Source organism: uncultured Halomonas sp., from assembly GCF_947501415.1.
Classification (GTDB): Bacteria; Pseudomonadota; Gammaproteobacteria; order Pseudomonadales; family Halomonadaceae; genus Halomonas.
The window spans coordinates 26,426-42,172 of sequence record NZ_CANMVL010000028.1; the positions used below are offsets into that span (position 1 = coordinate 26,426).

Sequence of the window (15,747 nt, forward strand, 5' to 3'; positions counted from 1 at the left end):
GGTTGCGAACAACATCGGCGTTGAAAGGAACCGGCAGCAGGTGCAAGCAGCATCGAGGCTGGCGTTCTAGGATAGTGAGCAGGCAAGCGTTTCTGACGCTGCCTTTGCCGCATCCGATAACGACAATACCGAGAGGCAAGCCCATGCATAGCAAGAAGTTCCCGCGTCTGGCCGCCCTGGCGGCGCTGCCCCTGGCCATGGCGGCCGTCCAGGCCCAGGCCGAGGAGATGGCCATCGCCACCATCCTTCCCGAAAACATGAGCAACAACGAGGTCTACCCGGCGCTGATTCAGTTCAAGAACCTGGTGGAGACACGCACCGACGGGGAGATCACGGTATCGATCTTCGGCAACAGTCAGCTGGGCTCCGAGGTGGAGACGGCTTCCGAGGTGCAGGGTGGGCGCACCTTGCAGTCCACCATCATCACCACTGGTGCCATGTCATCCTTCTATGATGACTACCAGCTGATGACCGCGCCCTTCATCTTCGACAACTGGCGTCAGGCCTGGGCCTTCTTCGATGGCGACTGGTTCGCCGACTTCATGTCCGGCACCGTCGAAGAGACCAATATGCGCTACCTGGGCACCTTCGATGACGGGGGCGGCTTCGTTGCCTTCACCAACAACGAGCGTCTGATCAAGACCGTGGAGGATCTCGAGGGGCTCAATATCCGCACCGAGGAGAACCCCGGTCACGTGGCGATCATGAAGTCGCTGGGTGCCTCGGCCACGCCGCTGCCCTGGGGCGAGGTAATCACCGCCCTGGAGACCGGCCTGGCCGACGGTCAGTTCAACGCCCCGGTGCTCAATACCACCTTCAACTTCAATGAAGTGACGGACTACACCACGCTCACCGGTCATGTCTATAACAGTGCCGCCTGGCTGGTCAGCGAGGAGTGGTTCCAGAGCCTGACCGAGGAGCAGCAGGAGGCCATCGTCACCTCCGCCCGCGAGGCGATTGCCATCGGCCACGGCATGTCCGGTGCCCTGGCCACGGCCAGCTGGGTGGAGTCCTGCGAGCGCTTCAAGGAGTGCTACATCATGCCCCCGGAAGAGCGGGCCCGCATGGCTGAGATCGCCACGCCGGCCTGGAAGGAGTGGATCGTCAACGACTTCGGTATCGAGGAGGAGAAGGTCGACGCCTTCCTGGCCGAGGTCAAGCGGGTCGGCGAGGAGGTCGTCGAGAGCGATATGGCCAATTATGGTCAATAACGTGGCCAGTTACATGGCCAGTTACATGGCCAGTTACATGGCCAGTTACCATCGCGATTGAGTGAACGGCCCCGGTGATCCCGGGGCCAGTGAATCGACAGGCGACTGGTGCCTGTGTCGTGGGACGGTCGGCCCGCGGGCTGGCCGTCGATCACCTCGAGGTATGCCGATGACCCTCCTTCAGCCTTTGCGCCGGATCAGTGATGCGGTGAATCTGGTGGCGATCGTGGCCTGTGTGGCTTGCGTGCTCATCATGCTGGGCATCTCATTCACGGCCTTTCTCTACAAGCTGGCCACCGGCAGCACCCTGAGCTGGACCTACTCCCTGGCCAGACTCTTCCTGCCCTGGATCGGCTTTCTCTCCATGACCATCTCGTTGCGCTATGGCGAGCATGTGGCGATGACACTACTGGTGCGCAGCCTGCCGCGACTGCTGCTGAAGGTGGCGGCAGGCCTGTGCCTGGGTGTCATCGCGCTGTTTGGCCTGATGCTGGTCTGGTATGGCTGGGGGTTCTTCCAGGGGGCCTCTCAGGTCTACATGGTCTCCGACCAGATACAGATATCGGCCAAGTTCACCGCCATCGTGATTCCGATCAGCGGGGTCATCGTCCTGCTGCATCTGGTGCAGGGCTTCGACCTGCTGGAACACTTCATCGATGACGACAGTGTGATCGATGGGCTTATCGACACCGCCGATGGGGAGAAACGCTCATGATGCCCGCGATCATCGCTTTCGTTGTGCTCTTGCTGATCGGCGCGCCGGTCGCCGTGGTGATGGCCATGTCGGGGCTGGCCGGCGGCTTTGCCATGGGCGGCGAGCGCATGCTCGGTATCATCGCCGACCGCATGTTTGCCGGCGTGTCCGGCTTCCTGCTGATCGCCGTGCCCTATTTCATCTTCACCGCCGAACTGATGAACCAGGGCGGGCTGACCCAGAAGCTGATCGCCTTCAACAATGCCCTGTTCGGTCAGGTCCGCGGGGCCCTGTCACACGTCAATGTGTCGGTGTCGGTGTTCTTTGCCGGCCTCACCGGGGCGGCGATCACAGATACCGTCGCGATTGGCAAGATCATGATCCCGGAGATGAAAGCGCAGGGCTATGACGCCGAGTATGCGGCCGCGGTCACGGCCTGCTCATCGATCATCGGGCCGATCATCCCGCCCAGCGTGGTGATGGTGGTCTATGCCACCCTGTTGCGCGATATCTCGGTCATCGATCTGTTCGCGGGAGGAATTATCCCCGGCCTGCTGATGGCCATTGCCCTGCTTGCCGTCAGCTTCTTTCTGGCCTGGAGGCGGGGGTATCCCAAGCAGGCGCCGACGCCACTCAAGGTGGCCGGGATGGCCTTTCTGGTCGCGCTGCCAGCGATGATCGTGCCTTTGATCATCCTCGGTGGCATTCTCTCGGGGCTGACCACCATCACCGAGGCCTCGGGCTTTGCCGCGGTCTATGCCATTGCCATCGGCGTGGTCTTCTACCGAAGCCTGACCTGGCAGAAGATCTGGTATGCGCTGCTGGTGACGGTGCGCTTCTCGGGCGTGGTGTTCTTTCTGCTGGCGACCTCGGCGGTACTCGGCTGGTTCGTTACCCGCTCCGGTATCGCCAGGGACGCGGCAGGCCTGATCACCACCTTCAGCGACTCGACCTTTCTGCAACTACTGCTGGTGTGTGCCCTGCTTATTTTGATCGGCACCGTCATGGATGTGCTGCCGGCGCTGGTGGTCGTGGCCCCGGTGTTGGTGCCGGCGATGGTTCAGCTCGGTGTGGACCCGCTGCACTTCGCGATCCTGATGATCGTGGTGCTCAATATCTCCAACGTCACTCCGCCGGTGGGCATGACATTGATGACGGCGGCACGTATCGCCAATGTGCCTTTCGAGCGGGCGATCATCGCCTCGCTGCCATTCTATGTGGCCTTTATCGCGGTGATCCTGCTGCTGGTCAGCTTTCCTTCACTCTCAACCTGGATACCATCGTTGCTAGGCTAGATGCCTTGAGGCGAACGTCATTTCATCACTCCCACAAGAGAACCTGTCATGAGCATTACCTATCACGACAGCAATAACCGCATGAGTCAGGCCACGGTTCACAATGGCACCGTCTATCTGGCTGGCCAGGTGCCCGACGATACTGGCGCCGACATGCGTGGTCAGACGGAGCAGGTGCTGGCCAAGATCGACCGCCAGCTGGCCGCCGCGGGAACCAGCAAGGAGCATCTGCTCAGCGCCCTGGTCTGGGTCACTGACATGAACGAGTTCGCCGCCATGAATGAGGCCTGGGATGCCTGGGTCGTGCCGGGCCGGCCGCCCGCCCGAGCCGCCACGGAGGCAAAGTTGGCTCTGCCCGAGTTCAAGGTGGAGATCATGGTTACCGCGGCGATACCGGAGACGTGAGATGGCGCTGACTATCGCCAAGGAGGTGGCGACCATGGGGTCTTGGCCGGTGTTGAAGAGACTGGCCTCGGCCATAGAGCCGAGGGGTTACCAGGAGGAGCGTACATGACTTCGCCACGCTGTGGTTTCTTCTGGCACGAGCGCTGCTTCTGGCACGATCCGGGGGCGATCGGGGTGTTCTCGGCCCCCGGTGAGTTTCTTCAGCCGCAGCCGGCCTCGGAAAGCCCGGAGAGCAAGCGGCGCCTCAAGAACCTGCTCGAGGTCTCGGGGCTGATCGATGAGCTGGCGGTGCGCAAGCCGGCCCCGGCGACCCGGGAGGACCTGGGATACTTCCACACCGACCACTACCTGGATGCGCTGGAGGCCGGCGACGCCGAGCGTGGCGGCGATGCGGGTGACTGTGCCCCTTATACGCCGGGCAGCCTGACCGCCGCGCGACAGTCGGCGGGACTGGCCATCGCGGCGGTCGAGGCCGTCGCCACCGGTGAGCTCGACCAGGCCTATGCCCTGTGTCGTCCCCCTGGGCATCACGCCGAAGCCGACCGTGGGCGGGGTTTCTGTCTGCTGGGCAATATCCCGGTGGCGGTGATGCGCGCGCGAGCTCTGGGCCAGGTGGGGCGCGTGGCGATCCTCGACTGGGATGTGCACCATGGCAATGGCCAGCAGGCGGCGTTTTACGCAGACCCAGAAGTGTTGACGGTCTCCATTCACCAGGCGGGCAACTACCCGCTTGATACCGGCACCTTCGAGGAGCAGGGGGAGGGAGCCGGCCTGGGGGCCTGTCTCAATCTGCCGTTGCCGCCCGGCTCGGGGCTCGGTACCTATGACTATGCCATGGAGTCGCTGGTACTACCCGCCATCGAAGCCTTCGCGCCGGAACTGATCGTGGTGGCCTGTGGCTACGACGCCTGCGCCAAGGATCCCCTCGGCAAGATGCTGCTCAACAGCACTGCCTTTGCCCGTATGACGACCTCACTCAGGCAACTGGCCGAGCGCCTCGGCCATGGGCGGTTGGTGCTAGTCCATGAAGGTGGCTACTCCGAGGGTTATGTGCCGCTATGCGGCCATGCAGCCATCCAGGCCCTGGCCGATAGCCACATCTCGGTACCTGACCCCCAGGCCGAGGAGATTGCCGCCTGGGCCTATCAGGAGCTGCAACCCCATCAGCGTGAGCTGATTGACGGCTGGCGCTCCGACTGGATGGCAGAGCGCCGACTTTGATCGCTACCGACAAGGAATGGCATGACAATGACACCGCTCTACGATCGTGATGGCTGGCTCTGGCATGACGCTGAATGGCTGGCCTGGCGTGACGCCCGCACCCATCTGCTGACCCATAGCCTGCACTACGGCATGGGGTGCTTCGAGGGGGTGCGCGCGTATGCAGGTCCCAGGGGGACCCATCTGTTTCGTGTGGTGGAGCATACCCGCCGGCTGCTGGATAGTGCCCATGCCCTGGATATACCGTTATCTTATGATGCCGATACCTTGATCGAGGCCCAGCGGCAGTGTCTGGAGCGTAATGAGCTGGCCAATGCCTATCTCAAGCCAACGGTCTACCTCGGGGCCGAGGGGTTGGGGCTGCGGGCCCAGGGGCTCACTACCCATGTGATGATTCCCGTCTGGAACCTGGGGGACTATATCTCGCCTCAGGCGGCCTCAATCGGGCTGCGCGCATTGACCTCCTCCTGGGCGCGCCACCACGTCAATATCAGCATGTGCCGGGCCAAGACCAATGGCCACTACGTCAACTCGATGCTGGCACTCAATACCGCCGTGAAGGCCGGCTTCGATGAGACGATCATGCTCGACCCCGAGGGCTATGTCGCCGAGGCCTCGGCGGCCAACGTCTTTCTGTTGCGAGATGGTGTGCTGCATACCCCGGAGGTGACCTCCTGTCTGCAGGGGATCACCCGGGATAGCGTGATTTGCCTGGCCCGAGAGGTGCTGGGCATCGAGGTTCAGGAGCGGCGAATCACCCGCGACGAGCTGTATATCGCCGATGAAGCCTTCGTGACCGGTACCGCGGCGGAGATCCTGCCGCTGCGCGAACTGGATGGTCGCCATATCGGTGCCCGAGCCGGGGCGCCGGCCGTCGATAAGCCAATCGCGAAAGGCTCGCTGACTGCACGACTCCAGCATCTTTACCGCGATGTTACCCGGGGAGAGCCGGGGCCTGCCACGGAGGCCTTCGGCGAGTGGCTGACGCCTGCTTGATGCAGGCATAGGGCGTTGAGCTGGGTGGAGATGGGGCGTGGTAGCCTGGCGGCAGGTCGAAGGGAGCTCGCATGTCGCTGTTGAACAATCTCGCATTGAGTCTGGTGCTGCTGGTGTTGTCATCATGGGGCAGTCTGGCGCTGCTGCACCGCTTTCCGGCAGCCGCACGCTGGCGACGGACTGCCGCCTTGGCGTGGCTACTGCTGGGTGGATTGTGGTTGAGTTGGCTATGGCAGGGGAGCCGCCTCGGGGCAGTGCTGGGCATGGGGCTCAGCATGCTCGCCCTGCTGTGCTGGTGGTGGCGTCTGGTGCCGGAGAGCGATCTGGAGTGGGCGGATGATGTACGCTTCCTGGCCACGGGCCGCCAGCTCGGCCAACGGCTGGTGCTTGATCATGTGCGTTGCTTCGATTGGTACCGCCACGACGCGGCATCTTTGGCCTGGCAGCAGCGGGAGTATGACCTTCAGCGCCTGGCGACCCTGGACCTGTTCGTTTCCAGCTGGGGGAGGCCGGGCATCGCCCATGTGCTGCTCTCCTTCGGCTTCGACAATGGCCGGGGCATTGTCGACGATTTCGTGACCTTCTCGGTCGAGGTGCGCCGCGAGCGCCATGAGGCCTTCTCGGAGGTCGGTGGCTTCTTCAAGCAGTATGAGCTTGCGATCATCGCCGCCGATGAGCGTGATGCGATACGCCTGCGCAGCAATGTGCGGGGGGAGACGGTGACCCTCTATCGGGTGCTGCTCGGGCGACGCGAGCGCCGCGAGCTGTTGCTTGCCCTGGTGGAGCAGGCCAACCAGCTGGCGCGCGAGCCGCGCTTCTATCACACCGTTACCGCCAACTGCAGCACCCTGGTGTATGCCTTGATACGCCGTATCGTCGAGGCGTTGCCGCTGGATCATCGGCTGCTGCTGACTGGTCGTTTGCCCGGCTATGTCCACGATCATGGTGGCCTGTTGCCTGGCCACTCCTTGATCGAGCTCGAGCGTCGCGGTGATATTTCCGAACGGGCCCTGGCGGCCCATGATGATCATGACTTCTCTCGACGCATCCGCGCCGGCGTGCCGGGGTGGTCGCCGAGTGGTTGCAAGCCGACGTTGAAAAATAGAGGAGAAGATCGGATCGAGTAACGGCAGTGCCTACCGGCTTCTGATAAAATTCTGCGCCGTTTCGTCTCAATCCAACTCCTTCTTCGGGAAACTCAGCCATGAATGCGGTAATCATTGCGGTGCTGGTGATGGTCGGACTGTCACTGGCACGCGTCTCGGTCGTCTTTGCGCTGGTGGTCGGGGCGCTGGTGGGCGGCCTGATCGGGGGGCTCTCCGTCGAGGAAACCCTGGGCGCCTTCAACGATGGTGTAGGGGGAGGCGCCAAGGTGGCCCTGGCCTACGCCACCCTGGGTGCCTTTGCCGTCGCGATCTCACGCTCGGGCCTGCCCGACCTGCTGGCCAGGCGGCTTATCTCCCTGCTCGGGCAGGAGGCCACGGCAAACCGCCAGGCGGTGGTCAAGTACCTGCTGCTCGGGTCGGTACTGCTGGTGGCCATCTCCTCCCAGAACCTGATTCCGGTGCATATCGCCTTTATTCCGATCCTGATTCCGCCGCTGCTCAAGGTAATGAACCAGCTTCGTCTTGATCGCCGCGCCGTGGCCTGTGCGCTGACCTTCGGACTCACGGCGCCCTATATGCTGCTGCCGGTGGGCTTCGGGGCGATCTTCCTCAATGATATCCTGCTGGCCAACATCAACCAGGCCGGTGAGGCGTTGGGACTCGAGATAAGTCGCGGCATGGTGCCTCTGGCCATGGGCGTGCCGGTGGGGGGCATGGCCCTGGGCCTGCTGGTTGCGGTATTCCTCAGCTATCGCCGTCCACGTGACTATGCCGATGCGGACGTGGCGACCACCAATGTGCCGCATCATCATCCCGAGGCTCATCATGAGCCGCATGCCATGGGGTTGGTGATGTCGGTGGTGGCCATCGTGGCGGCCCTGGGCATCCAGCTCTGGACCGGCTCGATGATCCTCGGCGGGCTGGTGGGTTTCGCGCTGCTCTCGGTGGGCGGGATCTTCAAGTGGCGTGAGGCCGATGATCTCTTTACCAGCGGCATGCGCATGATGGCGCTGATCGGCTTTATCATGATTTCGGCATCGGGATTTGCCTCGGTCATGACCGCTACCGGGCATATCGAGACCCTGGTGCACTCCAGCGTCGAGGTGATCGGTGACAATCGCGGTCTGGCCGCGCTGCTGATGCTGCTGGTGGGGCTGTTTATCACCCTGGGGATCGGCTCATCGTTCTCCACGATCCCGATCATCGCCGCCATCTTCGTGCCGCTGGCGGTGCAGTTCGGCTTCTCGCCCCTGGCTACCGTGGCGCTGGTGGGGACAGCGGCGGCGCTGGGCGATGCCGGCTCACCGGCTTCCGACTCCACGCTGGGGCCGACCTCGGGTCTTAATGTGGACCGCCAGCATGACCATATCTGGGATAGCGTGGTGCCGACCTTCGTCCACTACAATATCCCGCTGATCGGCTTCGGCTGGCTGGCTGCCATTACACTCTAGGCATCTTACTGGTAGCGAGTGATCTTCGACGGCGACCTTCGGGTCGCCGTTTTGCTTGTGCGCCAGTGCTTCATGGTGATCATTTCTGGGGCAGGTGGCGCTCGAACGAAGCCAGCAGGCCACGCAGCAGTGAAAGTTCGCGTCGCGAGGGCTGGGCGCGGGCGAACAGCGTATGCAGGTGAGCCTCGGTATGGGCATGGGGCTGGGTGATGAAACCGCTGCGGTGCATCACCTGGCTCAGGTGTTCATGGAAATACGCGAGCTGTTCGCGACTCGGCTGGCGCTCTTCGGCGGGCAGGGTCGGACGGTAGCCGCTATCGGGGCGCCTCCGCCAGGCCGTAAATGCCTCGTAGGCGAGCACCTGTACCGCTTGGGAGAGGTTGAGGATGCCATAGTCGGGATTGGCGGGGATGCTGACCTGGTGGCTGCACAGGGCGATCTCGTCGTTGGTGAGGCCGAAGCGTTCGCGCCCAAACACCAGGGCCACCGGGTCGTGGGCGGCATGCTCCACCAGCTCGCAGGCCATGGCGTCGGGTTCGTCGAAGTGGGGTAGCGGCAGGCTGCGCAGTCGCGCACTCGCTCCCACCACCTGTACGCAGTCACTGACGGCCTCCGCCAGTGAACCGACGACCCTGGCATCCTCCACCAGGTCCTCGGCCCCGGCGGCGAGCCGGGTAGCCTCGGGGTCGGGAAACCGGCGCGGGTTGACCAGCACAAGCTCACTCAGCCCCATGGTCTTCATGGCTCGCGCGGCGGCGCCGATATTGCCGGGATGAAAGGTCTGGACGAGGACGATACGAATATTGGACAGCATAAATCGGCTCGATGCGAGAGGAGCGCGTAGTTTACGCATTGGGCGGAAAGCTGTAAGCCCTGGAAATCAACATTCCTAGCTGGGCACGATTCGGGCGAAAGACGCGAACCCGTGGGGTTCTTGCAGCTTGTTGCTCACGGCTTACAACAAAAAGACCCCGCCGGCTTTCACCGGCGGGGTCCGTCTCAGGGCTTGCCCGGAAGGGCAGTGCCTGGGGCAGGGTAGGGCTGGCTTACATCATGCCGCCCATGCCGCCCATGCCGCCCATGCCGCCCATGTCCGGAGCAGCGTCCTTCTCGTCCGGATCGTCGGCGATCATGCACTCGGTGGTGATCATCAGGCCGGCCACGGAGCCAGCGGACTGCAGGGCAGAGCGGGTGACCTTGGCCGGGTCCAGAACGCCCATTTCGAACAGGTCGCCGAACTCGCCGGTCTGGGCGTTGTAGCCGAAATTGCCTTCGCCGTCCTTGACGCGGTTCAGGATGACGGAAGCCTCCTGGCCGGCGTTGGTGACGATCTGGCGCAGCGGGGCCTCCATGGCACGCACGGCAATGGCGATACCGTGGGTCTGGTCCTCGTTGTCACCCTTGAGGCCGGCGACCTTGGTCAGCACGCGCACCAGGGCGGTACCGCCCCCGGGCACCACGCCTTCCTCGACGGCGGCGCGGGTGGAGTGCAGGGCGTCTTCGACGCGTGCCTTCTTCTCCTTCATCTCCACTTCGGTGGCGGCACCGACGCGGATGACGGCAACACCGCCGGCCAGCTTGGCGACGCGCTCCTGGAGCTTCTCGCGATCGTAGTCGGAGGAGGTCTCCTCGATCTGGGCGCGGATCTGGCTGACGCGAGCCTCGATGTCACCATCCTGGCCGGCGCCATCGATGATGGTGGTGTTCTCCTTGGACATGGTCACGCGCTTGGCGGTGCCCAGGTGGTCCAGGGTAGCCTGCTCGAGGTCCAGACCCACTTCCTCGGAGATCACGGTGCCACCGGTGAGGATGGCGATGTCCTGCAGCATGGCCTTGCGACGGTCACCGAAGCCCGGGGCCTTGGCGGCCGCGACCTTGACGATGCCACGCATGGTGTTGACCACCAGGGTAGCCAGCGCTTCGCCTTCGATGTCCTCGGCGATGATCACCAGCGGCTTGCCAGCCTTGGCCACGGACTCGAGAGTCGGCAGCAGCTCGCGGATGTTGGAGATCTTCTTGTCCACCAGCAGGATGAACGGATCTTCCAGCTCGACCGCCATGGTGTCCTGGTTGGTCACGAAGTAGGGCGACAGGTAGCCACGGTCGAACTGCATGCCTTCCACGACATCCAGCTCGTCCTCGAAGCCACGGCCTTCGTCGACGGTGATGACGCCTTCCTTGCCGACCTTCTCCATCGCCTCGGCGATGATCTCACCGATGCGCTTGTCGCCGTTGGCGGAGATGGTGCCAACCTGAGCGATGGCGTTGGTGTCGGTGCAGGGCACGGCCAGCTCACCGATCTCCTTGACGGCGGCGGCGACGGCCTGGTCGATGCCGCGCTTGAGATCCATCGGGTTCATTCCGGCGATCACGCCCTTCAGACCCTCGGTCACGATGGACTGGGCCAGAACGGTAGCGGTGGTGGTGCCGTCACCGGCGACATCGGAGGTCTTGGAAGCGACTTCCTTGACCATCTGTGCGCCCATGTTCTCGAACTTGTCCTTGAGCTCGATCTCCTTGGCTACGGAGACACCGTCCTTGGTGACGGTCGGCGCGCCGAAGGACTTCTCGAGGACCACGTTGCGGCCCTTCGGACCGAGGGTGGCCTTGACGGCGTTGGCCAGGGTGTCGACACCCTTGGCCATGCGGGTGCGGGCATCGCTGGAGAACTTGACTTGTTTCGCTGCCATTTTCGTATGCTTCCTGTGAGTTCGTGAACGTCAGTCAGTATCGAGTGTTGTGGCGGTCGAGACTCAGCCTTCGACCACGGCCAGGATGTCGGACTCGCTCATGATCAGGACTTCCTCGCCGTCGATCTTCTGCTTCTCGACGCCAAAGCCATCCTTGAAGATCACGGTGTCGCCAACCTTGACGTCGAGTGCGCGGACGTCACCGTTGTCGAGGATCCGGCCATTACCGACGGCGAGTACCTCGCCACGAGTCGGCTTTTCCTGGGCGCTGCCCGGGAGCACGATGCCGCCAGCAGTTTTCTGTTCTTCCTCAACGCGACGAATGATGACGCGATCGTGCAAGGGACGGATGTTCATTGCTCACGTTCTCCTGATGGTTTGTATGCCGGTAACCCGGCGGTTTGCATCGTGACCTCGCCACCTGAGCAGCGAGGGGAGGCGTCGGGCGCCTTCCGTGTAAATGGCGCGGATGCCGCGCCGAAACCTGTTGCTGTCGAGTAAGTGGGGCTCGTCACTGGGCTTTCAAGGCCCTTCGATAAATTTTTTTGCCGCACCTATCCGATCAGCGGCGGCGCTCATCACGAGAGATGAATTCACCCTCGATGGCACCGTCGTCGTCCTGTGATGATGAGGCCTGGCCACCGCGCCGGTGGCGGCCCTCGTCGGCCTGGGACCAGTCATCTCGAGGGCCACCTGCATGACCGGCCGAGGCGTGGCTGCTCGAGGAGGAAAATCCCCCGCCGTACATATGAAATCCCTGGGTGCGGATACCCAGCCACGCCAGCAGCTTGCCCATCAGTCGGCGGGCATCGGGAATCAGGCACATGAAGCCCAGGGCGTCGGAAATGAACCCCGGCGCCATCAGCAGGGCACCACCGAAGATCAGGGCGGCCCCCGTCAGCAGTTCGCCAGAGGGGACCTCTCCGCGCTCGAGGCGAGCCCGAGCCCGGGCAAAGGTGGCGGCACCTTCGCGGCGAATGAGGTGCAGGCCGACAAAGCCGGTTGCCAGGACCAGCAGCACAGTGGCGAGCAGCCCGATCTGGCCGCCTACCGAAAACAGGACCACGAAGTCGAGCAGGGCAAATAGTGTGAAGATGAGGAGAAAAGGCATGTGGCCTCCCGTGGTGGAGATGAAGCAGAGATGGGGGCGCAAACCTGGAAATCAAGCGTTGAACGCCCTCGCTGGCGATCGGCCGCTCGAGACGAGAGTCTGGATAGGTGAAATGGACGGATGCATCGGACAGGTGAAATGGACAGATGACATTAGCTGGGATGCACTGCACACAGCTTTGGTACAGTGCTCTTCGATCAACTGACTGGAAGAGGATGCATGATGCAACTGGAGAACGCCGTGATCGCCATCACCGGTGGCGCCCGTGGGCTGGGGCTCGCCATGGCAGCGACACTGGGTAGCCGTGGTGCTCGCCTGGCCCTGCTGGATACCGATGCCGCCAGCCTGGATGATGCCGTCTCGAGTCTTCACCAGTCCGGTGTCGAGGCGCGGGCCTTCGTGACCAATGTGGCCGATGAAGCCTCGGTCAAGCAGGCCTTTGTCGATATCGCGGACTCCCTGGGTCCGGTTAGCGGCCTGATCAACAATGCGGGCATCCTGCGTGACGCTCTGCTGATCAAGGCTCGGGAGGGAAGAGTCGAGAAGCGCATGTCACTGGAGCAGTGGCAGTCGGTGGTCGATGTCAATCTGACCGGCGTCTTCCTCTGCGGACGCGAGGCGGCGACACAGATGGTCGAGGCCGGTCAGGAGGGGGTGATCGTCAATATTTCAAGCATCTCCCGGGCCGGCAACATGGGGCAGAGCAACTATGCGGCGTGCAAGGCAGGGGTAGTGGCGCTCACCACTACCTGGGCCCAGGAACTGGCGCGTCATGGTATCCGCGTGGGTGCCGTGGCGCCGGGCTTCATCGAAACCGAGATGACCGCGTCGATGCGCCAGGATATGCTTGACAAGCTGACTGCCGGCGTCCCGCTCAAGCGTCTCGGTGAACCGGATCATATTGCCCAGAGCGCGCTGTTCATCTTCGAGAATGACTACTTTAGCGGCCGCGTGATCGAATGTGATGGGGGCCTGCGTCTCTGACGCAGTCCTGGGTGGTAATGGCCACAGCGACTATGGGGTACATGGCGGGGCCACAAGATGCCGGTAAAACGCCGGGAAGATGCCGGCAAGTAGAGTCGGCAAAGAAGGCGATGGGCGGCCTTCCGTTGGCCGACCATCGTTCCCTGAAGCCATGGGGCTCGGGTTGCGGGGTCAGAAGGTTACCTGGTCCTCCAGGTTGGCTACGGTGCCATCACCGATGCCGCTGACTCGTGTCAGGTCCTGGGCGCTCTCGTAGGGTCCGTTGGTTTCGCGATCCTCGACGATGGCGGCGGCCTTGCTGGGCCCGATGCCCGGTAGCTCGGTCAACAGCTCGGCGCTTGCCGTGTTGATATTGATCGGCTCTACCTCCTGGGCCACGGCGCCGAGCGGCGCGAGACCCAGCAGGAGGGCGACGAGACAGGCCCCGAACAGGGCGTGAAACCTGAATTTCATGGCAGTTCTCCCTTGTTGGCATCGCAACCTCCGCCGATGCCTGTTTAAGGCTAGCCGTGGGAGGCACGGATTCCCTGGGGTCTTTTGCTCAGTTGCACGTAGTACAGAGCGCCATTGAACCTGACGTGTTGTCCTGCATTTCCGAAGAGTATCGTCGGATACACGTCAGTGAACTCGCACGATTCATGTTCGATATGGCTGGTATACTCTGCCGTCGATTTCCTCTTGCCAGGAGCCTGTTACGTGTCTACCGACTCCCCTCTGATCATCGCCCTCGATTACCCCTCGCTGGATGCTGCCCTCTGTATGGCGGACCGCCTCGATCCGGCGCGCTGCCGTCTCAAGGTTGGCAAGGAGCTGTTTACGCGCAGCGGTCCCGACGTGCTTGAGGCCCTGCATGGCCGTGGTTTCGAGGTGTTTCTCGACCTCAAGTTTCACGATATTCCCAACACCGTGGCCGGTGCCGTCGAGGCCGCGGCGGAGCAGGGGGTGTGGATGGTCAACGTGCATGCCGCAGGCGGGCGCCGCATGATGGAGGCGGCTCGGGAGCGGCTGGAGCGCCAGGCCTTGAGCACACGGCTGATCGCGGTGACCGTGCTGACCAGCATGATGGCCGAGGATCTGGTCGAGGTGGGGGTGTCGGTGCCCCCTGCCGAGCAGGTCGAGCGTCTGGCGCTGCTGGCCCAGGAGAGCGGAATGCACGGTGTGGTCTGTTCGGCCCAGGAGTCGGCCCGTCTAAACGCGCTGTGCGGCGGTGACTTCCTCAAGGTAACGCCGGGGATTCGGCCAAGCTTCGCCCAGATCGGCGACCAGAAGCGGGTGATGACGCCGCGTGATGCCATGGCTGCGGGCAGCACTCACCTGGTGGTTGGACGTCCGGTCACCCTGGCGGCGGAGCCCATGGAGGCGCTCGCCGCCATCGAGGCCGAACTCGCCTGAGGCGAGCTCCTACTCACCTTCGATTCCGGTGATCGGCCGGATCGACCCCCAGTGGCGGCAGCGGGGGCACTGCCAGTGCAGCTGGTCGCCGCTGAAGCCGCAGCGTCGACAGCGATGGCGGGGCAGCTTCGCGAGCAGGGTCGTGGTGTGCTGTTGCAGTAGTGCCAGCTGTTCCAGTGCCGTGCCACGGCCGTGCTGGCGATAGAGGTCGATCAGGTAATCGAGGGCACCCAGGCTCGTTTCACGATTGAGCTGCAAGCTGACAAGGTCGATGGCAGCTTCGATACCCCGTCGATGGCGAATGGTCTCGGCCAGCAGAATGATCACGCTGGTATAGGGGGTCTTCTCGAGCAACCGTTGAAGATGTTCGATCAGTCCATCCTCGTCATCTAGCAGGCGGTAGGCGTTGGCCAGGGGTGTCAGCAGAGACGGAGTAAAGGCAGGGTCCTGTTCGGGAATCCGTGACAGCAGGGTGATTTCCTGGCGGTAGTGCCCCGTATCGTGTTCCAGGGCGGCCAGCTGAAGGTTGGCGCGGACGCATTGAGAATCGATGCTCAGAGCCTGCTTGAGATGGCGACGCGCCAGCACCGGACTGGCATTGCCGCGCTCCTCCTCGGCCTGCTGGCAGAGCCAGTGCGCCGCGGTGCGGCGTAGCTCCTGGTCCTCACGGAGCAGTTGGGGAGTCACGACCGCGAAGGCTTCCGACCACTCGCCCTGGCGCTCGAAGAGGTCGGCCAGCAGCCGGCGTGCCGAGCGTGTCAGCTCGGCGTCCTGAGAGTCGCGCAGGAGTCCCTTGAGGAGGCGCTCGGCGCGATCCAGCAGGCCGAGGGAGAGGAAGTCACGGGCCAGTTCCAGCTGCACACGCTCACTCTGGGTGCCCGTCAGGCTGGGGCGGGCAAGCAGATTCTGGTGAATCTTCATCGCCCGATCGGCCTCACCTCGGCTACGAAAGAGGTTGCCGAGGGTGATATGGGTGTCGATGGTCTCGCTGTTGACCTCCAGCGCCCCGACGAAGGTTTCGATGGCGCGGTCCTGCTGGTCGTTGAGCAGGTAGTTGAGGCCGACGAAATAATCCCGTGCCAGTCCTTGCGGAGGCGCGGGATCAATGGGCTTGCTGCGTTCGCGGCGTCCCAGCCACCAGCCGATGGCGATGGCTGCCAACAGGGTGGTCAGCAGCAGAGCATCGGGCAT

The 15,747-nt window shown here is 63.3% G+C and carries 16 protein-coding genes; 10 read left to right on the forward strand and 6 right to left on the reverse strand.

The genetic code is table 11. The annotated features are described in order from the left end of the window. Positions 1-143 precede the first annotated feature (143 nt). The 8 genes from dctP to Q0894_RS14310 all read left to right on the forward strand — a co-directional run bounded on the left by dctP (position 144) and on the right by Q0894_RS14310 (position 8,379). Positions 144-1,211: a TRAP transporter substrate-binding protein DctP gene (gene dctP / locus Q0894_RS14275; protein ID WP_299236555.1), complete on the forward strand. Its 1,068-nt coding sequence runs from the start codon at positions 144-146 to the stop codon at positions 1,209-1,211. 169 nt (positions 1,212-1,380) lie between these two features. Then, the gene (locus tag Q0894_RS14280) at positions 1,381-1,926 is read left to right on the forward strand and encodes a TRAP transporter small permease subunit (protein WP_299236557.1); all 546 of its coding nucleotides are present in this window, start codon (positions 1,381-1,383) and stop codon (positions 1,924-1,926) included. Next, positions 1,923-3,200, forward strand: a complete 1,278-nt coding sequence (locus tag Q0894_RS14285) for a TRAP transporter large permease (protein WP_299236560.1) — start codon at positions 1,923-1,925, stop codon at positions 3,198-3,200. Before Q0894_RS14280 ends, Q0894_RS14285 begins: the two co-directional genes overlap by 4 nt. Before the next feature lie 48 nt (positions 3,201-3,248). After that, on the forward strand, positions 3,249-3,605 hold the full coding sequence (locus tag Q0894_RS14290; RefSeq protein WP_299236562.1) for a RidA family protein: 357 nt from the start codon (positions 3,249-3,251) through the stop codon (positions 3,603-3,605). 105 nt (positions 3,606-3,710) lie between these two features. Further along, positions 3,711-4,826 carry a class II histone deacetylase gene (locus tag Q0894_RS14295; RefSeq protein ID WP_299236564.1) on the forward strand — a complete coding sequence of 372 codons (1,116 nt, stop codon included), beginning with the start codon at positions 3,711-3,713 and terminating at the stop codon, positions 4,824-4,826. Between the two features lie 27 nt (positions 4,827-4,853). Beyond that, positions 4,854-5,822, forward strand: a complete 969-nt coding sequence (locus Q0894_RS14300; protein ID WP_299236647.1) for a branched-chain amino acid transaminase — start codon at positions 4,854-4,856, stop codon at positions 5,820-5,822. Positions 5,823-5,893: 71 nt separating this feature from the next. Beyond that, on the forward strand, positions 5,894-6,949 hold the full coding sequence (locus Q0894_RS14305; protein WP_299236566.1) for a DUF4105 domain-containing protein: 1,056 nt from the start codon (positions 5,894-5,896) through the stop codon (positions 6,947-6,949). Between the two features lie 77 nt (positions 6,950-7,026). After that, complete coding sequence (locus Q0894_RS14310) at positions 7,027-8,379, forward strand: Na+/H+ antiporter family protein (protein WP_299236568.1); 1,353 nt, start codon at positions 7,027-7,029, stop codon at positions 8,377-8,379. Positions 8,380-8,458: 79 nt separating this feature from the next. Here Q0894_RS14310 and Q0894_RS14315 read toward each other — a convergent pair whose 3' ends face one another. The 4 genes from Q0894_RS14315 to Q0894_RS14330 form a co-directional block, all read right to left on the reverse strand. After that, the gene (locus Q0894_RS14315; protein WP_299236570.1) at positions 8,459-9,193 is read right to left on the reverse strand and encodes an RNA methyltransferase; all 735 of its coding nucleotides are present in this window, start codon (positions 9,191-9,193) and stop codon (positions 8,459-8,461) included. Between the two features lie 232 nt (positions 9,194-9,425). Next, positions 9,426-11,069: a chaperonin GroEL gene (gene groL, locus Q0894_RS14320; RefSeq protein ID WP_299236572.1), complete on the reverse strand. Its 1,644-nt coding sequence runs from the start codon at positions 11,067-11,069 to the stop codon at positions 9,426-9,428. Between the two features lie 63 nt (positions 11,070-11,132). After that, entirely contained in the window at positions 11,133-11,426 is a 294-nt protein-coding gene (locus tag Q0894_RS14325) for a co-chaperone GroES (protein ID WP_161432894.1), read from the reverse strand. A 205-nt stretch (positions 11,427-11,631) separates the two neighbouring features. After that, positions 11,632-12,180 (reverse strand): FxsA family protein, encoded by a 549-nt coding sequence (locus tag Q0894_RS14330; protein ID WP_299236575.1) that lies wholly within the window; start codon positions 12,178-12,180, stop codon positions 11,632-11,634. Between the two features lie 222 nt (positions 12,181-12,402). Here Q0894_RS14330 and Q0894_RS14335 point away from each other — a divergent pair, with 222 nt between their 5' ends. Next, a complete protein-coding gene (locus Q0894_RS14335) occupies positions 12,403-13,164 on the forward strand; it encodes an SDR family oxidoreductase (RefSeq protein ID WP_299236649.1) in 762 nt (253 codons plus the stop codon). Positions 13,165-13,335: 171 nt separating this feature from the next. Here Q0894_RS14335 and Q0894_RS14340 read toward each other — a convergent pair whose 3' ends face one another. Next, positions 13,336-13,617 carry a ComEA family DNA-binding protein gene (locus Q0894_RS14340; protein ID WP_299236577.1) on the reverse strand — a complete coding sequence of 94 codons (282 nt, stop codon included), beginning with the start codon at positions 13,615-13,617 and terminating at the stop codon, positions 13,336-13,338. 243 nt (positions 13,618-13,860) lie between these two features. On the opposite strand from Q0894_RS14340, the gene pyrF reads away from it, so the two are divergent. Beyond that, complete coding sequence (gene pyrF, locus Q0894_RS14345) at positions 13,861-14,556, forward strand: orotidine-5'-phosphate decarboxylase (protein WP_299236579.1); 696 nt, start codon at positions 13,861-13,863, stop codon at positions 14,554-14,556. Positions 14,557-14,565: 9 nt separating this feature from the next. On the opposite strand, the gene lapB is transcribed toward pyrF, so the two are convergent. Next, positions 14,566-15,747, reverse strand: coding sequence for a lipopolysaccharide assembly protein LapB (gene lapB / locus Q0894_RS14350; protein WP_299236581.1), 1,182 nt, complete (start codon positions 15,745-15,747; stop codon positions 14,566-14,568).